The sequence below is a fragment of the Deltaproteobacteria bacterium genome (assembly GCA_016875395.1).
Lineage (GTDB): Bacteria > Myxococcota_A > UBA9160 > UBA9160 > UBA6930 > VGRF01.
In genome coordinates this window covers 41,665-62,436 of the sequence record VGRF01000020.1, presented here as the reverse complement: position 1 = coordinate 62,436, position 20,772 = coordinate 41,665, and the positions used below count along the sequence as shown (strand labels likewise).

Below are 20,772 nucleotides of genomic sequence, written 5' to 3'. Positions count from 1 at the left end.
CGCGGCGCGCCGTGTACCTAATCACCGGCGGATCGGGGCAGCTCGGCAGCGCCCTGCAGCGGGTGCTCGGCTCGCGCGGTGAGCGCTTCGCGGCGCCCTCGCACGCGGAGCTGGACGTGTGCGACGCCGAGGCCGTCGCGCGCGCGTTCGCCCGGCACGCGCCGCGCGTCGTCGTGAACTGCGCGGCGCTCACCAAGGTGGACACGTGCGAGCGCGACCCGCAGCTCGCCGAGCGGGCGAACGCCGAGGCGCCCGCACGCCTCGCGGCGGCATGCGCGAAGAGCGGCGCAAAGCTCTTGCAGCTCTCGACGGACTACGTGTTCGCCGGTGACGCGTCGCGGCCCATTCGCGAGGACGACGCGCCGGCGCCGCGTTCGGTGTACGGGCGCACGAAGCTCGGGGGCGAGCGGGCCGCGCTCGCGGCGCCGGGCGCGCTCGTCGTGCGTACGAGCTGGGTGTACGGGCGTGGGCGCAACTTCCCCGCCGCGATCCTCGCGCAAGCGCGCGAGGGCAAGCCGCTGCGCGTCGTCGCGGACCAGCGCGGCCGCCCCACGTACGCGAGCGATCTCGCCGAGGCGATCGTCGCCCTCGTCGCCGCGGGCGCGAGCGGCGCCGTGAATTTCGCCAATGACGGCGAGGCCACTTGGCTCGAGTTTGCGCGCGCCGTTCTCGACTCTTGCGGCTTCGCCGATCGGCCGATTGAGCCTCTCACGACCGAGCAGCTCGGGCTGCCTGCGCCGCGCCCGGCCTACTCGGTCCTCGATCTCGGCAAAGCGAAGTCGCTCGGCGTGACGCCTCGCCACTGGCGCGAGGCGCTCGCCGCGTACCTCTCCTCGCCGGACGCACCGAATCGTTAGGGAGGCCTCGGAGGATCCATGTCGAAGCGGAAACTCGAGCGCGTGCTCGTCACGGGTGGCGCCGGCTTCATCGGCTCGCACCTGTGTCGGCGCCTGCTCGCGGAGGGCTGCGAGGTCATCGTCTTCGACAACCTGCTCACCGGGAACATCGAGAACATCCAGCCCCTGCTCGGCCAGGCGAAGTTTTCGTTCGAGCACTACGACGTCACGAACTACCTGCACGTGAACGGCGAGCTCGACGCGATCCTCCACTTCGCTTCGCCCGCGAGCCCCGCGGACTTCGAGCGCCTCCCGATCCAGATCCTGAAGGTGGGCTCGCTCGGCACGCACAAGGCGCTCGGCCTCGCCAAAGCGAAGGGCGCGCGCTTCCTGCTCGCAAGCACGAGCGAGTGCTACGGCGATCCCCTCGTCTCGCCCCAGCCCGAGAGTTATTACGGAAACGTCAACCCCGTCGGCATCCGCGGCGTGTACGACGAGGCCAAGCGCTTCGCCGAGGCGATGACGATGGCGTACCACCGCCACCACGGCGTCGACATCCGCATCGTGCGCATCTTCAACACCTTCGGCCCGCGCATGCAGGTGAACGACGGCCGCGCGATCCCGAACTTCTTCACGCAGGCGATCCGCGGCGAGGACCTCACCGTCTACGGCGACGGCTCGCAGACGCGCTCGATCATCTACGTGGACGACCTCGTGGAAGGCATCTGGCGGCTCCTCAACTCGAGCTACGTCGGGCCCATGAACATCGGCAGCCAGGCCGAGGTCTCGATGCTCGAGCTCGCGCAGCGCATCAACACGATGTGCGGCGGCAAGAGCAAGATCGCCCACAAGCCCCTGCCGCCCGACGACCCGAAGACGCGCCGCCCCGACTCGACGCTCGCCAAACGCGAGCTGGGCTGGGAGCCGCGCGTGCCGGTGGAAGAGGGCCTGCGCCGCACGCGCGATTACTTCTACGACGCCCTCGGCGTGCCGCGTCCGAACGCCTAACTTGCGCCTGGGCAATCCCAGCATCGTGACCACGACTGGACGCTCAGCCGCGAGTCAACTCCTTGCCGGCTGCAGCGTCTCTGCAGCGCGCTCGCGACCACCGGATTCCTGCTCGCGCCACCTCCAACGCCGGTAGCCTCGTCACGATCATGGATCCCGCCCGCATCAGAAACTTCTGCATCATCGCGCACATCGACCACGGCAAGTCGACGCTCGCGGATCGCCTGCTCGAAGCGACCGGCACGCTCAGCGAGCGCGAGAAGAAGGCGCAGTTCCTCGACAAGATGGAGCTCGAGCAAGAGCGCGGCATCACGATCAAGGCGCAGACCGCGCGCATGAAGTTCACCGCGCGCGACGGCGTCGAGTACGTCCTCAACCTGATCGACACGCCGGGACACGTCGATTTCTCGTACGAAGTCTCGCGCGCGCTGCACGCCTGCGAGGGCGCGATCCTGGTGGTCGACGCATCGCAGGGCATCGAGGCGCAGACGCTCGCGAACGCCTACCTCGCGCTCGACGCCAACCTCGCGATCGTCGCCGTCGCGAACAAGATCGACCTGCCCGCGGCGGACGCGGACCGCGCCGCGCAAGAGATCGAGGACGTGATCGGTCTCGAGGCCGAGGGCGTGCTGCCGATCAGCGCGAAGACGGGGCAGGGCGTGCGCGAGGTGCTGGAGCGCATCGTCGAGGTGGTGCCGCCGCCGAAGGGCGACCCCGCGACGCCGCGGCCGAGCGCGCTGATCTTCGACGCGTGGTTCGACCCGTACATGGGCGTTGCGGTTCTCGTGCGCGTGCAGGAAGGCACGCTGAAGCGCGGCGATCTCGCGCTGCTGATGGCCGACAAGGTCGAGCACGAGATCAACGAGCTCGACGTGCTCGACCCGCATCCGCGCAAGGTCGACCAGCTCGCCGCGGGCGAAGTGGGCATCGTGTTCTGCGGCATCAAGTCGCTCGACGAGGTGCACATCGGCGACACCGTCACGCTCGCGCGCTCGCCCGCAGCGCAGCCGCTGGCCGGCTTCCGTGAAGTGAAGCCGATGGTGTTCATGGGCCTCTACCCCACGGATCCCGACGGCTACGCGCCGCTCAAGGCAGCGCTCGAGAAGCTGCGCCTCAACGACTCCTCGTTCCGCTACGAGCCCGAGACCAGCGCCGCGCTCGGCTTCGGCTTCCGCTGCGGCTTCCTCGGCTTCCTGCACGGCGAGATCATCCAGGAGCGGCTCGAGCGCGAGTACAACCTCTCGCTCATCACGACCTCGCCCACCGTGCGGTACCGCGTGGTGAAGACCGACGGCGAGACGTTCGAGATCGAGTCGCCCGCCGCGCTACCGGACCCCGGCGTGCTCGATCACGTCGAGGAGCCGGTGATCCTCGCGACGATCCACACGCCGAACGACTACGTCGGCCCGATCATGGCGCTGTGCCAGGACCGCCGCGGCGTGCAGCGCGACATCTCCGTGCACGGCTCGCGCGTGCAGATTCGCTACGAGCTGCCGCTCGCCGAGGTCGTGAGCGACTTCCACGACAAGATCAAGAGCGTGACGCGCGGCTACGGCTCCTACGACTACGACCTGATCGGCTACCAGCCGGCCGACCTCATCAAGCTCGACATTCTCGTGAACGGAGATGCGGTGGACGCACTCTCATTGATCGTGCATCGCGAGAAGGCGCATACCCGCGGAAACGAGCTCGCCGTGAAGCTCAAGGAGTTCATCCCGCGCCAGCAGTACGAGGTGGCGATTCAGGCCGCGATCGGCTCGAAGGTGATCGCACGCACGACGGTGAAGGCGCTGCGCAAGAACGTCACGGCGAAGTGTTATGGCGGCGACATCACCCGCAAGCGCAAGCTGCTCGAGAAGCAGAAAGAGGGCAAGAAGCGCATGAAGCGCGTGGGCTCGGTCGAGATTCCGCAGGAAGCGTTCCTCGCGGCGCTGCGGCTCGGGGACGAGTAGTGGCCGCCGCCGCGAATCCGGCGCCCGCTTCGCGCTCGCAGCGCGCCGCGATCGCGCTCGCGGCGTCCGTCCCGCTCCTCGCGGCGCTCGCGATCCGCGCCTTCGCGCTCGAGCCGTTCCAAGTCGCTTCCGACTCGATGCTTCCGACGCTCGAAGCCGGTGATCGCCTGTTCGTGAACAAGCTCGTCGCGCCCGAGCGCGGCGAAGTGGTGGTGTTCGAGCGCGCGGGCGAGCGCTTCGTGAAGCGCGTCGTCGCGCTGCCGGGCGAGCGCGTCGCCGTGCGCAACGGGCGCGTGTTCGTGAACGGCGTCGCGGCCGAGGAGTGGCGCACCGGCACGCTGCGCGTCGACCGCGCGGGGCGCGCCCTCGCGGGCCTGCGCGAGCGCATCGGCGGCATCGAGCACGCCGTGCTCGACGACCCGGAGGCGCAGCGCAGCGACTGCGAGGAAGTCGTGCCCGATGGCCACTACTTCGTGCTGGGCGACAACCGCGACCACAGCGCCGACAGCCGGAACTTCGGCGCGATTCCGCGCGAGGCGATCGTGGGCGTGGTGGCGACGTTGTTAGGGGACGGGCCGCGCTTCGAGACGAGCGGAGCAGGGGACGAATGAGCGCAGCCAAGGCGGACCCGAAGCAGGCAAAGGATGCACCGGCGCGCGAGCCGAACTGGTTTCGCGACGAGCTGCCGGGCCTCGCCGTCGCGGTCGGCATCGCGCTGCTGATCCGCACGTTCGTGTTCCAGACCTTCTACGTACCGAGCGAATCGATGGTCCCGACGCTGCTGATCGGCGATCACGTCTTCGTCAACAAGTTCGTGTACGGCGCGCAGGCCCCCGGCGTCGACTCGCGCTTGCCCGCGGTGCGCGAGCCCGAGCGCGGCGAGGTCGTGGTGTTCCGCTTCGCGCGCGGCTTTGGCGGCGACATCTTCCCGCCCGATCAGCACCGCGAGCTTCCCACCGAAAACTTCGTGAAGCGACTCGTGGCGATCCCCGGAGATCGCGTGGCGTACCAGAAGGAGCGCCTCATCCTGAACGGCGAGCCGGTCCCGCTCGAAGACACGGGCCTCGAGTACGTCGCGGCCGACGGCATCGCGCGCGATCTCCTGATCGAGACGCTCGGCGACTGCCGCCACTACATCCTCGATCAGCCAGACTACAAGCCTAGACAGGACGTGAGCGAGTTCATCGTGCCCGAGGACCGCTACCTGTTCATGGGCGACAACCGCGACAACTCGAAGGACGGACGCTGGGCCGGCACGGTCGACAAGGCCGCGCTCGCCGGGCCCGCGGGCCTCAACTACTGGTCGTGGGACTGGAACGGCACGTGGCTCTCGCTGCTGAACCCGCTCACGTGGATCGACAATCTCGTGAACAAGATGCGCTGGGAGCGGATGGGCGGGTTCGTCGAGTGCTTCCCGCCCGGCGAGACGCCGGAGCTGGTGGGGGCGACGAAGCGGGCGCTGCGGGCGGAGAAGCCCTAGGCCCGAGGCACGGAGCGCCACCGCGCCGCGCCGGCCAATCCGTGCCAGACCCCAATTGGCCTTCCCTGGCGTCGCCGGCGCCGGCAACTCACGCGCACTCCGTCGGAATTTCTTCCGCGCGCCCTAGCGCGCGCGATCTCGCTGGCTACGTTGCGCGCCGCTTCTGACCCTTCGCTCCTTTTAACTCCGTCCCGCGAGGCGGAGAAAGGCGCTCGATGGCGAACGACGGCTCCGGACAGCACGCGCGCGCAAGCACGGACGCAGCGCCCTCCGAGTCGCTTCTCCTCGACGACGCCGCGATTCGCCGCGCGCTGATGCGCATCGCGCACGAGATCGTCGAGAAGAACGACGACATCTCGCGCCTCTACCTCGTCGGCATCCCGAACGGCGGCGTGCCGCTCGCGAAGCAGCTCCTCGCGAACCTGCGCGAGATCGCCGGGATCGACCCGCTGGTCGGCACGCTCGACACCACGCTCTATCGCGACGACCTCGTCTCGAGCGGGGCGCGCCCGCGCCTGCGGCGCACCGAGATGCCGAGCTCGGTGGACGAGCGCGTCGTGATCCTCGTCGACGACGTCGCGAGCACGGGCCGCACGATCCGCGCCGCGATGGACGCGCTGCTCGACTTCGGCCGCGCGCGCTCGATCCAAGTCGCAGCGCTCGTCGACCGCGGCCACAGGGAGCTGCCGATCAAGATCGACTACGTCGGCAAGAACATCCCCACGCAGCGCGGCGACCGCGTGCAGATGCGCGCGAACGGCGCCGCGCTCGAAGTGGTGTTGTTACGGAGCGCCAGCGCGGCGAGAGCCGGCGACGCGGGAGGAGCGGCCTGATGATGGGGCGCGGTCTGCTCAGCATCGAAGACCTCGATCGCGACGACATCGAGAAGATTCTCGATACGGCGATGAAGATGAAGGAGGTCGGCGAGCGGGACGTGAAGAAAGTCCCGACGCTGCGCGGGCGCACGATCATCAACCTGTTCTTCGAGCCGTCGACGCGCACGCGCACGAGCTTCGAGATCGCGGGCAAGCGCCTCAGCGCAGACGTCGTGAACTTCTCGCCCTCGTCGTCGAGCCTCACCAAGAGCGAGAGCATTCTCGACACCGCGAAGACGCTCGACGCGATGGATCCCGACGCGGTGGTGATCCGGCACAAGGTGAGCGGCGTGCCCAAGCGCATCGCCGACGAGCTCGATGCGCCCGTGATCAACGCGGGCGACGGCGCGCACGAGCACCCGACGCAGGCGCTGCTGGACATGATGACCGTGCTCGAAGAGAAGGGGCGCCTCGACGGGCTCACCGTGACGATCATCGGCGACATCGCCCACTCGCGCGTCGCGCGCTCGAACATCTACGGCTTCCGCAAGATGGGCGCCGAGGTTCGCGTCGCGGGGCCGCCCACGATGATGCCGGCCCACGTGGAGTCGCTCGGCGTGAAGGCGTACTCGTCGCTGCGCGAGGCGCTCGACGGCACGGACGTGGTGATGGCGCTGCGCATCCAGACGGAACGCCTCACCGGCGCCGCGTTCCCGACCGTGCGCGAGTACTCGTCCACGTTCGGCCTCGATCGCCAGAAGCTCCGCTTCGCGAAGGACGACGCGATCGTGATGCACCCCGGCCCCGTGAACCGCGGCGTCGAGCTCTCGCACGATCTCGCCGATCGGCGGCCCAGCGTGATCCTCGACCAAGTGCGCAACGGCGTCGCGCTGCGCATGGCCGTGCTCTACCTGCTCGCCGGCCGGCGCAAGCAGGCCGCATGACGCGCGTGTACATCGAGGCCGCGAGCGAAGTCAACGCGGTAGCGGCCTAACAAGGAGTGCTCCCCCCATGTCCCGAGTTCTGATCCAAGGCGGGCGCGTGATCGATCCCGCGAGCGGACGCGACGAGGTCGCGGACGTGCTGCTCGCGAACGGCGTGGTCGAAGCGGTCGGCGCAAAGCTCGCGGCGAACGGCGCCGACGTGGTCGACGCGCGCGGCTGCTGGGTGACGCCGGGCTTCATCGACTTGCACACGCACCTGCGCGAGCCGGGTCAGGAGTACAAGGAAGACATCGCGTCGGGCGGGCGCTCCGCGGCTGCGGGCGGCTTCACCACGATCGCCTGCATGGCGAACACGAACCCGGTGAACGACGACCCCTCGGTCACGGACTACATCCTCGACCGCGCGCGGCAGGACTGCCCCGTGAAGGTGCTGCCGGTCGCGGCGGCGACGAAGGGGCTCGCGGGCGAGGTGATGACCGAGATGGTCGCGCTCGCGAAGTCGGGCGCCGTCGCATTCAGTGACGACGGCAAGACGATCATGGACAGCGGCATGCAGCGCCGCGTGCTCGAGTACTCGAAGCTGACGGGCAAGCCGGTGATGGTGCACGCCGAGGACCGCTGCCTCGTGAAGGATGGCGTCGTCAACGAGGGTCCGGTGTCGACGAAGCTCGGCCTGCCGGGCAATCCCGCGATCGCCGAGACGGTGCACGTCGCGCGCGACATCCAGCTCGCGGAGCTGACCGGCGCGCACCTTCACGTCGCGCACGTCTCGACCGCGGGCGCCGTCGCGCTGATTCGCGACGCGAAGAACCGCGGCGTGCACGTCACCGCGGAGGTCTCGCCGCATCACCTCACGCTGACCGACGAGGCGACGCTCGGCTTCAGCACGAACACGAAGATGGCGCCGCCACTGCGCAGCGCGGCGGACGTCGCCGCCTGCGTCGCGGGCCTCGCGGACGGCACGCTCGACGCGATCGCAACGGATCACGCGCCGCACGCGGTGCACGAGAAGGACGTGGAGTTCACCGCGGCGCCGCCGGGCATCCTCGGCTTCGAGACCGCGCTGTCCGTCGTGCTCGCGCTGGTTCGTAACAACTCGGTGACCGCGCAACAGCTGGTCGCCTCGCTCACCGTGAACCCCGCGCGCGTGCTCGGGCTCGCGCAGGGGCGGCTCGAAGCGGGCGCACCGGGCGACGTGGTGGTGATCGACCCCGAGAAGAAATGGATCTACGACCCGGCGAAGGGATTCTCGAAGAGCCGCAACTCGCCGTGGGCCGGGCAGGAGATGCACGGCCGCGTCACGCACACGCTCGTGAACGGGCGGCTCGTCTATCACGCTGACCGAGGAGTGCTGGTTCCGTGAGCAAGCCCGCTTCCGCGCCTGCGCCCGCCGCGCTCGCGCTCGCCGACGGCACGATCTACCGCGGCATCGCCTGGGGCGCGCGCGCCACCGCCGCCGGCGAGGTGTGCTTCAACACCTCGATGATGGGTTATCAGGAAATCCTGACCGACCCGAGCTACGCCGGCCAGATCGTGACGATGACGTACACGCAGATCGGCAGCGTCGGCGCGAACCCCGAGGACGACGAAGCCGCGCGGCCGTTCCTGCGCGGGTTCGTGGTGAAGGAGATGTTCGCGAAGCCGAGCAACTTCCGGTCCACGGAGACGCTGCCGGAGTTTCTCGCGCGCTTCGGCGTGCCCGCGATCAGCGGCATCGACACCCGCGCGCTCGTGCGGCGCATCCGCGACACGGGCTTCCAGAACGGCGTGATCAGCACGGACCCCGAGCACCAGGGCGCGGAGGAGCTCGTCGAGCGCGCGCGCAAGGCGCCGGGGCTCGAGGCGACGGACCTCGCGTACGAGGTGAGCACGAAGCGCACTTATCAATGGAGCGAGCCGGGCTGGCGCGGCGTCGACGGCCAGCTGAAGCGGGCGGCGCGGCCGGAGCCGACGCTGAAGGTGGTCGCGTACGACTTCGGCGTGAAGCGCAACATCTTGCGCCGCCTCGTCGACCAGGGCTTCGACGTGACGGTGGTGCCTTCGCGAACCCCCGCTTCGGAAGTTCGCGCCATGAAGCCCGACGCAGTGTTCCTCTCGAACGGGCCCGGCGACCCAGCCGCAGTGCAGGCGATTCGCGAGAACGTGCGCTCGCTCGCAGACGACTACCCGATCTTCGGGATCTGCCTCGGGCACCAGATTCTCGGCCTCGCGCTCGGCGGCGAGACGAAGAAGCTGAAGTTCGGGCACCACGGCGGCAACCAGCCGGGCAAGGATCTCGCGACGGGCAAGGTCGCCATCTGCGCCGAGAACCACGGCTACGCGGTCGATGCCGACTCGCTGCGCCGCGCGGGCGAGCCCGTCGAGATCACGCACATCAACCTCAACGACGACACGGTCGAGGGCCTCGCGCATCAGCGCCGGCCGCTCTTCAGCGTGCAGTACCACCCGGAGGCGTCTCCGGGCCCGCACGACGTCGACTACTTCTTCTCGCGCTTCCGAGAGATGACGCTTCGCCACAAACGCGGCGAGAGAGTCAGCGGAGCGCAGATCGCCAAGGGGAATTAGGGAAGTGCCGCGCCGCGACGACCTCCACACGATTCTCGTGATCGGCTCCGGGCCGATCGTGATCGGCCAAGCCTGCGAGTTCGACTACTCGGGCACCCAAGCGTGCAAAGCCCTGAAGGAAGAGGGCTACCGCGTCGTGCTCGTGAACTCGAATCCGGCGACGATCATGACCGACCCCGAGACGGCGGATCGCACGTACATCGAGCCCATGACGGTCGAGTCGGTCGAAAAGATCATCGCGAAGGAGAAGCCCGACGCGCTGCTCCCGACGATCGGTGGGCAGACCGCGCTGAATCTCGCGGTGGCGCTCGCGAAGGCGGGCGTGCTCGAGCGCCACGGCGTGAAGCTGATCGGTGCGAACCTCGCCGCGATCCACAAAGCCGAAGACCGCGACCTCTTCCGCGCGGCGATGAAGAAGATCGGCCTCGAGCTGCCTGCTTCCGGCGTCGCGACCACGCTCGACGAGGCGCGCGCGATCGTGAAGCGCACGGGGATCCCCGCGATCATTCGGCCGAGCTTCACGCTCGGCGGCACCGGCGGCGGCATCGCGTACAGCGAGGACGAGTTCGACACCATGGTGTCGTGGGCGCTCGCGCAGTCGCCCGTGACGCAGTGCCTCGTCGAGCAGAGCGTGCTCGGCTGGAAGGAGTACGAGCTCGAGGTGATGCGCGACACGGCGGACAACGTCGTGATCATCTGCTCGATCGAGAACTTCGATCCGATGGGCGTGCACACCGGCGACTCGATCACCGTCGCGCCCGCGCAGACTCTCACCGATCGCGAGTACCAAGTGATGCGCGACGCCGCGATCGCGATCATTCGCGAGATCGGCGTCGACACCGGCGGCTCGAACATCCAGTTCGGCGTCAATCCCGAGAACGGCGCAATCGTCGTGATCGAGATGAATCCGCGCGTGTCGCGCTCTTCTGCGCTCGCGTCGAAGGCGACGGGTTTCCCGATCGCGAAGATCGCCGCGAAGCTGGCGGTGGGGTACACGCTCGACGAGCTGCGCAACGACATCACGCGCGAGACGCCCGCGAGCTTCGAGCCGACGATCGACTACGTCGTGACGAAGATCCCGCGCTTCACGTTCGAGAAGTTCCCGAGCGCGGACAACTTGCTCACGACGCAGATGAAGAGCGTCGGCGAAGTGATGGCGATCGGGCGCACGTTCAAGGAGAGCTTCCAGAAGGCGCTGCGCAGCCTCGAGATCGGGCACGCGGGGCTCGAATCGCCCGCGCTGCCGCCCGGCGAAGCGGGCGAGAAGGCGCTCTGGAACATGATCGATCGCCCGAGGCCCGGCCGGCCGTGGGCGATCGCGGAAGCGTTCCGGCGCGGCCACTCGCTCGACGAGATCTTCGCGCGCTGCAAGATCGATCCGTGGTTCCTCGACAACCTGAAGGAGATCGTCGACACCGAGCGCGCGCTTCAGGCGGCGGCTCCGAATGACCGCGCCGCGTGGCTGCGGCCCGCGAAGCAGATGGGCTTCAGCGACGCGCGGCTCGGCGCGCTGTGGGGCATGCGCGAGGACGCGGTGCGCGCGCTGCGCAAGCAATCCGGCGTCGTGCCCGTGTACAAGCGCGTCGACACCTGCGGTGCCGAGTTCGAGGCGCACACGCCCTACCTCTATTCGACGTACGAGGACGAGTGCGAGGCGCGCCCGACGAACGCGAAGAAGATCATGATTCTCGGCGGTGGCCCGAATCGCATCGGCCAAGGCATCGAGTTCGACTACTGCTGCGTGCACGCGGCCTTCGCACTGAGCGACGCCGGCTTCGAGACGATCATGGTCAACTGCAACCCCGAGACCGTCTCGACCGACTACGACACGAGCGACCGCCTCTACTTCGAGCCGCTCACGCTCGAAGACGTGCTCGCGATCGTCGACAAGGAGCAGCCGTTCGGCGTGATCGTGACGTTCGGCGGGCAGACGCCGCTGAAGCTCGCCGTCGCGCTCGAGAAGGCGGGCGTGCCGATTCTCGGGACGCCGCCCGACGCGATCGACCGCGCCGAAGACCGCGAGCGCTTCGACCTCGTGCTCGACAAGCTCGAGCTGAAGCGTCCCCCCTCCGGCATCGCGCGCAGCTTCGAGGAAGCCCGCGCCGTGGCCGAGCGCATCGGATACCCCGTGCTCGTTAGGCCGAGCTACGTGCTCGGTGGGCGCGCGATGGAGATCGTGCACGATACGGAGAGCCTCGCGCGCTACATGCAGTACGCGGTGAAGGCCTCGCCCGAGCACCCCGTGCTCGTGGACCGCTTCCTCGCGGACGCCACCGAGGTCGACGTCGACGCGCTCGCGGACGGGAAGCGGGTCGTGATCGGCGGCGTGATGGAGCACATCGAGGAAGCGGGGGTTCACTCGGGCGACAGCGCGTGCTCGATTCCGCCGTACTCGCTCTCGAAGACGGTGGTGGACGAGATCGTCGAGTCCACGAAGAAGCTCGCGCGCGAGCTCGGCGTCGTCGGCCTCGTGAACGTGCAGTACGCCGTGAAGGGCAGCGACGTGTACGTGCTCGAGGTGAATCCGCGCGCGTCGCGCACGGTGCCGTTCGTGGCGAAAGCGATCGGGCGACCCCTCGCGAAGCTCGCTGCGCTCGTGATGTCGGGGAAGACGCTCGAGGAGTTGGGGTTCACCGAGGAGATCTGGCCGAAGCACTACTCGGTGAAGGAGGCGGTGTTCCCGTTCGTGAAGTTCCCCGGCGTCGACACGGTGCTCGGCCCCGAGATGAAGAGCACCGGCGAAGTGATGGGCATCGACTCCGACTTTGGGCGCGCCTATGCGAAGGCGCAGATCGAGGCGAACAACCCGATCCCGACCGCGGGCACGCTGCTCGTGTCCGTGCGCAGCGCCGACCGCGCGCGCGTGGGCGAGGCGGTGCAGGAGTTCGTCGACGCGGGCTTCAAGGTGCTCGCGACGGACGGCACCGCGCGCGTGCTCGAAGCGATCGGCATCAGCTGTGAGGTGGTGCCGAAGGTGGGGCAGGGCGCGCCGAGCGTGGTCGACCGCATCGAGCGCGGCGACGTGCACCTCGTCTTCAACACGGTCGAGTCCGTGCCGAGCGCCGTGCGCGACTCCTTCTCGATCCGCCGCGCCGCGCTGAACCGCGGCATCCCGTACTTCACGACGCTCGCCGGTCTGCGTGCCGCGGCGGGCGCGATTCGCGCGCTGCGCAAGGGCTCGATCGGCGTGAAGCCGCTGCAGGAGGTGCACGGGCTGAAGTAGCGGCGGCGTACGCGGGCCCGCCGCGGACGCCGTTACCCTGCGCCCCATGCACGCGACGCCCTTCGCCGCCGCGCTCGATGCGGTCGCTGCGCCGCTCGAGTTCGCGGCGAAGGACGAGTTCGCGCGCGCGGATCGCGTGCGCAATCTCGAGGCGTCCGTAACAACCGCCGCCGACCGCGCGCTCGCGCTCGCGATTCCGCCCGAAGCGCGGCGCCTGCTCGAGGCAGTGCGCGCACGCTTCGCGGCGCCGCTCGCCGAGAGCGAAGCGCGCCGCCGCGCGACCGCCGACTCGCTGCACGATCTCGCGCCGCTGCGCGACGCGGGCTACCCGGACCGCGCGATCGCGCGCGCGGTGGCGACGCTGCCGGGCGTCGGCCCGAAGCGCGCGCAGCAGCTCGCGCAGCGCGGGCTGCGCACGATCGCGGACCTCTTGTTCCACCTGCCCACGCGCTACGACGACCGCCGCGATCAGAAGACCATCGGCGAGCTGCCGCCCGGCTCGCGCGGCACGTTCGTCGGCGAGGTGATCCTCGCGGACTTCGTGCCGATCCGCGGCCGCGGGCGCATCTATCAGGCCGTCGTCGGCGACGGCACCGGAACGATCAATCTCAAGTGGTTTCGCGGCGGTGAGGCCGTCGCGAGCTCCATCAAGAAGGGAGTGCGCCTGCGCGTGACGGGCGACGTGAAGCGCTTCCGCTTCGACAAGGAGATCATTCACCCCGAGATCGATGTGTTAGGGGAATCCGGGGACGGCGGGAGCGAGGGCGTCGTGCCCGACTACGCGACGCCCGAGGGCATCCCGCCGCGCACGTTCCGCCGCATGATCGCGGCCGCGGTCGCGGACTACGCGGACCTCGTGCTGAACGCGCTGCCCGAGAAGCTCGCAGCGGAGCGCGGCCTGCCGGCGACGCCGGACGCGCTGCGCGCGATCCACAAGCCCGGCCGCGACGCCGACCCCGACGCGCTGCGCGCGCGCGCGACGCCCGCGCACGAGCGGCTCGTGCTCGAGGAGCTGTACCTGCTCGAGCTCGGCCTCGCGCTGCGGCACGCCGAGCGCGCCCAGAAGGCGGGCATCGCGATCGCGCCGGACGGCGCGAGGCTGCGGGCCGCGCTCGCTGCGCTGCCATTCTCCCTGACCGGTGCGCAGCAGCGAGCGTGGAACGAGATCGCGCGCGATCTCGCGCGCCCGCATCCGATGTCGCGCTTGCTCCAGGGCGATGTCGGCAGCGGCAAGACCGCGGTTGCGGCGCTCGCCGCAGTCGCGGTCGCCGAGGCGGGCGCGCAGAGCGCGCTGATGGCGCCAACCGAGATTCTCGCGGAGCAGCACGCCGCCACTCTGCGCACGCTCGTGCCGAGCCTGCGTATGGCGCTGCTCACGGGTTCTACGCCGCGCGCAGAGGCGAGCGCGATTCGCGCGCAGCTCGCTGCCGGCGAGCTCGAGCTCGTCGTCGGCACGCACGCGCTCGTGCAAGAGGACGTGCGCTTCGCGCGCCTCGCACTCGCAATCGTGGACGAGCAGCACCGCTTCGGCGTGCTGCAGCGCGCTGCGCTCGCCGCGCGCGCGCCGGCCGGCCTCGAGCCGCACATGCTGGTGATGACCGCGACGCCGATCCCGCGCAGCCTCTCGCTCACGCTGTTCGGCGACCTCGACGTCTCCGTGATCGACGAGCTGCCGCCCGGCCGCACGCCCGCGCACACGGAGTTGTTACGGGCGGGCGAGGGCCGCCGCGTGATGGAGGCGGTGCGCGCCGCGCTCGCGCGGGGTGAGCAGGTGTACGTGGTCTACCCGATGGTCGAGGAGAGCGAGAAGGTCGACCTGCGCGCCGCCACCGAGAGCGCCGAAGCGATCCGGCGCGCGTTCCCGCAGCAGCGCGTCGACCTCGTGCACGGGCGGCAGACGCAGGCCGAGCGCGCCGCGGCGATGGATTCGTTCAAGCGCGGCCAGACGCAAATCCTCGTCTCGACCACGGTGATCGAAGTCGGCGTCGACGTTGCCAACGCCACGCTCATGGTGATCGAGCACGCCGAGCGCTTCGGCCTCGCGCAGCTGCACCAGCTGCGCGGCCGCGTAGGCCGCGGCAAGAAGCCCGGCACGTGCCTGCTCGTCGCGCGCGGCAGCTCCGAGCAAGGCGAGGCGCGCCTGCGCGCGATGCTCGAGACGACCGACGGCTTCGTGATCGCGGACCACGACCTGCGCATCCGCGGCCCCGGCGACTTCCTGGGCACGCGCCAGAGCGGCTTCCTGCCCGACCTGCGCTTCGCCGACCTCGTGCGCGACGCGCGTCTCGTCGCGCTCGCGAAAGAAGCCGCGCGCGAGACCGTTCGCCGCGACCGCAAATTGTTACGGGCGCCCGAGCTCGCGCGCGCGGTAGAGACGCGCTGGGGCGAGCGGCTCGCGCTGGTGGGGGTGGGATGACGAGCCCCGCCGCGCTCGAGGCCCGCGTGCAAGCCATCGGTCGCGAGTTGTTCGAGCGCGCGCAGGGCGAGACGCCGGGCGTGTTCTCCTCCGCGTACTGGGAGGGTCAGCTGCTCGCGTGGGCGATGCGCGACGCGAGCTTCAAGGTCGACCTGTTCCGCTTCGTCGACGCGTTTCCGATGCTGCGCACGCGCGAGCAGGTGGCGCAGCACGTGGAGGAGATGCTGCTGCGCGACGGGCGCGAGCTGCCCGCGGCGATCGCGACCGCGCTGCGCGCGACGACGTCGCGCATCACGGGCAGCGTCGCGCAGGCGGCGCTGCGCAAGAACGTCGAGGCGATGGCGCAGCGTTTCATCGTGGGGCGCGATGCGCGCGACACGCTGCCGAGCTTGCGCAGGCTGTGGGACGCCGGCATCGGCTTCACGGTCGATCTGTTGGGCGAAGCGACGCTCAGCGAGCCGGAGGCGGCGGCTTACCTCGCGCGCTAACGCGATCTGATCGAGAACCTGCCCGCGCAGATCGCGAGCTGGCCGCGCGACGAAGTGCTGGAGCGCGGAGCGCAGCGCGAGATCCCGCGCGCGAACGTGAGCGTGAAGCTGTCGGCGCTCGACCCGCAGATCGACGCCGTCGATCACGAGGGGTCGGTCGCGCGGCTCGTTCAATGCGCGCTTCCGCTGTTCCTCGAAGGCAGGCGTCGCGGCACGTTCCTCAACGTCGACCTCGAGCAGTGGGCGAGCGCGGGCATCGCGTACGACACGTTCGAGCGCATCGCGCTGCACTCCGAGCTGAGAGACTGGCCGCACCTCGGCGTCGTGGTGCAGGCCTACCTGCGCGACGCGGAGCGGATCTACGAGCGCTTGCTGGCGCTCGCGCGCCGGCGCGGCGCGCCTCTCACGATTCGGCTCGTGAAGGGCGCGTACTGGGATTACGAGACGGTGCTCGCGGATCAGAACGGCTGGCCCGCGCCGGTGTGGCGCACGAAGGCGGAGACCGACGCTTGTTATGAGCGTCTCGCGCGGCGGCTGCTCGAGACGCATGCCGAGACCGCGCCCGCGTTCGGCTCGCACAATCTGCGCTCGCTCGCGCACGCGTTCGCGGTCGCGGAGGAATCAGGAGTTCCGCCGAGCGCGTACGAGGTGCAGATGCTCTACGGCATGGCGGAGCCCGAGCGCGCCGCGATCCGGGCGAGCGGGCGGCGCGTGCGCGTGTACGCGCCGGTCGGCGAGCTGCTGCCCGGCATGGCGTACCTCGTGCGGCGCCTGCTCGAGAACACCGCGAACGCGGGCTTCCTGCGCCTCTCGCATCACGAGCACGCGGACCCGAGCGCGCTGCTCGCCGCGCCGCAGCCGAGCGCCGGGCCGCAAGCGGCGCCCCCTCGCATGAAGCGCGGCGACCTCGCGACTCCGTTCGAGGGCTGCCCACCGACCGACTTCGCGGACGGCGCACAGCGGGCCGCGTTTGCGGCTGCGGTCGAAGCCGCGCACGCGCAGTCTCCGATCGACGTGCGCGTCGCGATCGCAGGGCACGTCGCGAAGCCCGCCGGCAGCTTCGAGCGCGCATCGCCTTCGGATGCATCGCGCAGCGTCGCGCGCGTCGAGCTCGCGAGCGTCGCCGACGCAGACACGGCAGTAACGACCGCGGCGGGCGCCTGGCCCGAGTGGCGCGATCGGCCGCTCGCCGAGCGCGCCGCGCTGCTGGAAGCGCTCGCGGACGCGATCGAGCGAGACCGCTGCGCTCTCGCTGCGCTGCAGTGCCTCGAAGTGGGAAAGCCGTGGCGCGAAGCGGATGCCGACGTGGCCGAAGCCGTCGACTTCTGTCGCTACTACGCGCGCCAAGCCCTCGTCGAGCTCGGGCCGCGGCGCGTGGGCGATGCGCTCGGAGAGGAGAACACGTTCTCGTATGAGGGCCGCGGCGTGTGCGTCGTGATCGCGCCGTGGAACTTTCCACTCGCGATTCTCACGGGCATGGCGACGGCGGCACTCGTTGCGGGAAACACGGCCGTGCTGAAGCCAGCCGAGCAGTCGAGCGCGATCGCGCAGGAGCTGCATCGCCGCATGCTCGCGGTGGGCTTCCCGCCTGACGTCGTCGCGTTTGTACCAGGGAGCGGAGAAGAGGTCGGCGCTGCGCTGGTCGCACATCGCGAGGTCGCGCAGATCGCATTCACCGGCAGCAAGAGTGTCGGCCTCGCGATCGTGGAGGCGGCAGCGAAGACGCGGCCGGGGCAGCGACAGGTGAAGCGCGTCGTGTGCGAGATGGGCGGCAAGAACGCGATCGTCGTGGACGACGATGCGGACCTCGACGAGGCCGTCGTGGGCGTGCTGCGCAGCGCGTTCGGCTACGCCGGGCAGAAGTGCTCCGCTTGCTCGCGCGCGCTGGTCGTCGACGGCGTGTACGACGCGTTCGTCGCGCGTCTCGCCGCGGCGGCGGGCTCGCTCGCGGTAGGCGCGGCGCATCTCGCGAGCACGACGGTGAGCCCCGTCGTCGACGCCGAAGCGCAGCAGCGCCTGCTCGCCGCGATCGAGTCTCCCGGCGCGCGCAAGCTCTTCGTCGGCGCTGCGCCGAGCGGCGGCTGCTTCGTGCCGCCCGCGATCCTCGCGGTCGACGACGCGCAGCACGCGCTGATGCAGCGCGAGCTGTTCGGCCCCGTGCTTGCCGTGTTTCGCGCGCGCGACTTCGCGCACGCGCTCGACGTCGCGACGAGCAGCGAGTTCGCGCTCACCGGCGCCGTCTACTCACGCTCGCCCGCGCATCTCGACGAGGCTCGCCGGCGCTTCCGCGTCGGCAACCTCTACCTGAACCGCGGCTCCACCGGAGCGCTGGTCGCGCGCCAGCCGTTCGGCGGCTTCGCGATGAGCGGCATCGGCACGAAGGCGGGCGGCCCGAGCTACCTGCTGCAGTTCGCGGATCCGCGAGTCGTCACGGAGAACACGCTGCGGCGCGGCTTTGCGCCGGAGCTCGTGGAGTAGCCCCGACTCAGCCCGCGCCCGCGAGAAACTCGCCCACCGCGCGGTTCCACGCGTCCGACTCCTCGAAGTACGGCGAGTGCCCTGCACGCGGGATCGTGACGACGCGCGCACGACATGCGGGCGGGAGCTGCTTCGCGCTCGCGGCGATCAGCGAAGGCGAGAACAGCGCGTCGACTTCGCCGACGAGGAGCAGCACCGGGCACGCGAGCTTCGCGAGCGCGGCGGCGTCGTGACGCGCGGCGACGAGGCTCGGCAGCACGTCGGCGAGCTTCGGATCGCCGAAGCCGCCGAGCTGCTGGTAGAGCACGGCGCGCTCGGGACGACGATCGAAGAAGTCCGGTGCGACAGCGGGATGGCGGCCGAGCTCATTCGTCGCGAAGCCGGCCCCGCGGCCCACGTTCGCCCAGCTGGCTCGCAGCTCCGGCGTGTCGATGCCTCCCGGCGTGTCGGCGAGCACGAGGGAGCGCACGCGTGCGGGCTGAGCGAGCGCGAGCCCGAGCACGGCCCAACCGCCCATCGACTGGCCGACGACGTCGGCGCGCGCGATGCCGAGATGGTCGAGCAGCGCGCCGAGATCGGCCGTGGCGCGCGCCGGGCTGTTAGGGCCGCCGCGCGCGGTGGAGCGGCCGAAGCCGCGCTGGTCCCACAGCACGACGCGCCGCGACTCCGCGAAGTGGGGAACTTGCTGAAACCACACCGCGTGATTGCCGCCGGCGCCATGGGTGAGCACGAGCGGCGGGCCGTCGCCGCTGACCTCGTAGTAGATGCGCTCGCCGTCGCGCTCGAGGTAGCCGGTGTCGCGTTTCATCGCGCGACCGTATCACGGGGCCGACACCGCTCGGTGTCGCGCATTGACACTCACGCGCGGGCTCGGCTACTCCACCCCGCGATGCAACGAAACGCGCACAGCCTGCTGGCCCTCGGCCTGCTCCTCCTTCGGAGGGCGGGAAGGGGCTAGCGCGCAGCGCACCACGAAGCCCTCTCCCGCCGCGCCGGCCGGAGAGGGCTTCGTGTTTCGAGGGTCGAAATCGCGAGAACTCCTGGTACGGCGCCGCGGGCGGGCGAACCAGGAGACCTCATGCCCAGCTCTCACGATCGATCTCGAGTCCCGAGCAACGCGGCCGCACCCTCGCCAAGTCCGTCGACACCGGGTGCCCGATCAGCGCACCCCGAGGTCCCGCCGCAGATCGAGGCCGCTGTTCGATCTCCGCTCGGCTCCGAAGACTCCGCCTCGCTGCGCGCTGCGCTTGCCCGGCGCATCGCGATCTTCGACACGACCCTGCGCGACGGCGAGCAGTCCGCCGGCGTGTGCTTCTCGGCGCACGACAAGGCGGAGATCGCTTTGCTTCTCGACGCGCTCGGCGTGGACGTGATCGAGGCGGGCTTTCCGGTGAGCTCGCCGGAAGAAGCCGCCGCGGTCGCGGCCGTCGCGCTCGAAGTGCGCGATGCCAGCGTGTGCGCGCTCGCGCGCGCGGTGCCGCGCGACGTCGCCGCGGCGGGAGAAGCGCTGCGCCACGCGCGTGCGCCGCGCATCCACGTGTTCGTGAACGCGAGCGACATGCAGCTCGCGCATCAGCTCGGGAAATCGCGCGAGCAGGTCGTCGCGATGGCCGCGGCGATGGTGCGAAGCGCGCGCGAATTCACGGATGACGTCGAGTTCTCACCGATGGATGCCACGCGCGCAGAGCCGGAGTTTCTCGCGGAGCTGGCGCGCGCCGTGCTCGCGGCGGGAGCGCGCACGCTCAATCTGCCCGACACCGTGGGATGCGCGACGCCCGAGCAAGTCGCCGAGATGATTCGCGGCGTGCGCGCGCGCGTGCCGGAGCTCGAGCGCGCGACGATCTCGTTCCACGGTCAAGACGACCTCGGCCTCGCCACCGCGAACTCGCTCGCCGCAATCGCCGCGGGCGCTGGCCAGGTGGAGTGCACCATCAACGGCATCGGCGAGCGCGCGGGCAACACCTCGCTCGAAGAGGTGGCCGCTGCGCTGCGCGTGCACGGCGCGCGGCTCGGCATGACGACAGCGCTGAAGCTCGACACGCTCTACGCGCTCTCGCGCATCGTCGCCGAGCGCAGCGGGATCGAGGTGCCCGCGAACAAGGCCGTCGTGGGGCGCAACGCATTCCGCCACGCTTCGGGCATCCACCAAGACGGCGTGCTGAAGCACCGCGAGACGTACGAGACGCTCGACCCGGCGTGGATCGGGCATCCCGTCGGCAGCGAGATCGTGCTCGGCAAGCTCTCGGGGCGCGCGCGCTTCGCGGCGCGAGTCGCTGCGCTCGGCGAGGTGCTGAGCGAGGCGCAGTGCGAGCGCGCGTTCCGCGCGTTCCAGCAGCTCGCGGCGCGAAGCCGCGAGGTGAGCGACGTGCAGTTGCGGGAGATCGTGGCGCGCAGCGCCGCGTGAGATCGGGCACGAAGCGGCGTGCAGCGGCGCGGTAGGATGAATCGCGCCGCTGCTCGTCAGCCCGAGGAGCCCGACATGCCCGCCTGCCTCCAGCGCCTCCGCGCGACCGACTCGCTCGACGCGATCCATCAAGCTCTCAAAGACGACGGCGGCGTGATCGTCG

The 20,772-nt window shown here is 70.3% G+C and carries 15 protein-coding genes; 14 read left to right on the top strand and 1 reads right to left on the bottom strand.

Annotated elements, in window-relative coordinates; translation table 11 throughout:
• Nucleotides 1-11: 11 nt before the first annotated feature.
• The 13 genes from rfbD (at nucleotide 12) to FJ091_15085 (ending at nucleotide 18,205) form a co-directional block, all read left to right on the top strand.
• Nucleotides 12-857, top strand: coding sequence for a dTDP-4-dehydrorhamnose reductase (rfbD, locus tag FJ091_15145; protein MBM4384688.1), 846 nt, complete (start codon nucleotides 12-14; stop codon nucleotides 855-857).
• Nucleotides 858-875: 18 nt separating this feature from the next.
• On the top strand, nucleotides 876-1,844 hold the full coding sequence (locus FJ091_15140) for an SDR family oxidoreductase (protein MBM4384687.1): 969 nt from the start codon (nucleotides 876-878) through the stop codon (nucleotides 1,842-1,844).
• Nucleotides 1,845-1,993: 149 nt separating this feature from the next.
• Nucleotides 1,994-3,796: an elongation factor 4 gene (lepA, locus tag FJ091_15135; GenBank protein ID MBM4384686.1), complete on the top strand. Its 1,803-nt coding sequence runs from the start codon at nucleotides 1,994-1,996 to the stop codon at nucleotides 3,794-3,796.
• The gene (gene lepB / locus FJ091_15130) at nucleotides 3,796-4,407 is read left to right on the top strand and encodes a signal peptidase I (GenBank protein MBM4384685.1); all 612 of its coding nucleotides are present in this window, start codon (nucleotides 3,796-3,798) and stop codon (nucleotides 4,405-4,407) included. The genes lepA and lepB (FJ091_15130) overlap by 1 nt, the downstream gene beginning before the upstream one ends.
• Entirely contained in the window at nucleotides 4,404-5,276 is an 873-nt protein-coding gene (lepB, locus tag FJ091_15125) for a signal peptidase I (protein ID MBM4384684.1), read from the top strand. Before lepB (FJ091_15130) ends, lepB (FJ091_15125) begins: the two co-directional genes overlap by 4 nt.
• 215 nt (nucleotides 5,277-5,491) lie before the next feature.
• On the top strand, nucleotides 5,492-6,109 hold the full coding sequence (gene pyrR, locus FJ091_15120) for a bifunctional pyr operon transcriptional regulator/uracil phosphoribosyltransferase PyrR (protein MBM4384683.1): 618 nt from the start codon (nucleotides 5,492-5,494) through the stop codon (nucleotides 6,107-6,109).
• Nucleotides 6,110-6,111: 2 nt separating this feature from the next.
• The gene (locus tag FJ091_15115; GenBank protein MBM4384682.1) at nucleotides 6,112-7,035 is read left to right on the top strand and encodes an aspartate carbamoyltransferase catalytic subunit; all 924 of its coding nucleotides are present in this window, start codon (nucleotides 6,112-6,114) and stop codon (nucleotides 7,033-7,035) included.
• Between the two features lie 67 nt (nucleotides 7,036-7,102).
• Complete coding sequence (locus FJ091_15110; GenBank protein ID MBM4384681.1) at nucleotides 7,103-8,398, top strand: dihydroorotase; 1,296 nt, start codon at nucleotides 7,103-7,105, stop codon at nucleotides 8,396-8,398.
• Nucleotides 8,395-9,600 carry a glutamine-hydrolyzing carbamoyl-phosphate synthase small subunit gene (carA, locus tag FJ091_15105; GenBank protein ID MBM4384680.1) on the top strand — a complete coding sequence of 402 codons (1,206 nt, stop codon included), beginning with the start codon at nucleotides 8,395-8,397 and terminating at the stop codon, nucleotides 9,598-9,600. Before FJ091_15110 ends, carA begins: the two co-directional genes overlap by 4 nt.
• Before the next feature lie 4 nt (nucleotides 9,601-9,604).
• Nucleotides 9,605-12,823 carry a carbamoyl-phosphate synthase large subunit gene (gene carB / locus FJ091_15100; GenBank protein ID MBM4384679.1) on the top strand — a complete coding sequence of 1,073 codons (3,219 nt, stop codon included), beginning with the start codon at nucleotides 9,605-9,607 and terminating at the stop codon, nucleotides 12,821-12,823.
• Between the two features lie 46 nt (nucleotides 12,824-12,869).
• Nucleotides 12,870-15,239, top strand: a complete 2,370-nt coding sequence (gene recG / locus FJ091_15095) for an ATP-dependent DNA helicase RecG (protein ID MBM4384678.1) — start codon at nucleotides 12,870-12,872, stop codon at nucleotides 15,237-15,239.
• A complete protein-coding gene (locus tag FJ091_15090) occupies nucleotides 15,236-15,727 on the top strand; it encodes a hypothetical protein (GenBank protein ID MBM4384677.1) in 492 nt (163 codons plus the stop codon). The genes recG and FJ091_15090 overlap by 4 nt, the downstream gene beginning before the upstream one ends.
• A 54-nt stretch (nucleotides 15,728-15,781) precedes the next feature.
• Nucleotides 15,782-18,205, top strand: coding sequence for a bifunctional proline dehydrogenase/L-glutamate gamma-semialdehyde dehydrogenase (locus FJ091_15085; protein MBM4384676.1), 2,424 nt, complete (start codon nucleotides 15,782-15,784; stop codon nucleotides 18,203-18,205).
• Between the two features lie 7 nt (nucleotides 18,206-18,212).
• Here the strand turns inward: FJ091_15085 and FJ091_15080 are convergent, their stop codons facing one another.
• Nucleotides 18,213-19,013, bottom strand: a complete 801-nt coding sequence (locus FJ091_15080) for an alpha/beta hydrolase (protein MBM4384675.1) — start codon at nucleotides 19,011-19,013, stop codon at nucleotides 18,213-18,215.
• A 270-nt stretch (nucleotides 19,014-19,283) separates the two neighbouring features.
• On the opposite strand from FJ091_15080, the gene FJ091_15075 reads away from it, so the two are divergent.
• Entirely contained in the window at nucleotides 19,284-20,609 is a 1,326-nt protein-coding gene (locus tag FJ091_15075) for a 2-isopropylmalate synthase (protein ID MBM4384674.1), read from the top strand.
• The last annotated feature ends 163 nt before the right edge of the window (nucleotides 20,610-20,772 follow it).

What these genes read in the sequence shown, in the direction of transcription:
- FJ091_15140 (MBM4384687.1), top strand. Translation starts at nt 876, where the DNA reads ATGTCGAAGCGGAAACTCGAGCGCGTGCTCGTCACGGGTGGCGCCGGC.
- lepA (MBM4384686.1), top strand. Translation starts at nt 1,994, where the DNA reads ATGGATCCCGCCCGCATCAGAAACTTCTGCATCATCGCGCACATCGAC.
- lepB (MBM4384684.1), top strand. Translation starts at nt 4,404, where the DNA reads ATGAGCGCAGCCAAGGCGGACCCGAAGCAGGCAAAGGATGCACCGGCG.
- pyrR (MBM4384683.1), top strand. Translation starts at nt 5,492, where the DNA reads ATGGCGAACGACGGCTCCGGACAGCACGCGCGCGCAAGCACGGACGCA.
- FJ091_15115 (MBM4384682.1), top strand. Translation starts at nt 6,112, where the DNA reads ATGGGGCGCGGTCTGCTCAGCATCGAAGACCTCGATCGCGACGACATC.
- FJ091_15110 (MBM4384681.1), top strand. Translation starts at nt 7,103, where the DNA reads ATGTCCCGAGTTCTGATCCAAGGCGGGCGCGTGATCGATCCCGCGAGC.
- recG (MBM4384678.1), top strand. Translation starts at nt 12,870, where the DNA reads ATGCACGCGACGCCCTTCGCCGCCGCGCTCGATGCGGTCGCTGCGCCG.
- FJ091_15090 (MBM4384677.1), top strand. Translation starts at nt 15,236, where the DNA reads ATGACGAGCCCCGCCGCGCTCGAGGCCCGCGTGCAAGCCATCGGTCGC.
- FJ091_15080 (MBM4384675.1), bottom strand. Translation starts at nt 19,013, where the DNA reads ATGAAACGCGACACCGGCTACCTCGAGCGCGACGGCGAGCGCATCTAC.
- FJ091_15075 (MBM4384674.1), top strand. Translation starts at nt 19,284, where the DNA reads ATGCCCAGCTCTCACGATCGATCTCGAGTCCCGAGCAACGCGGCCGCA.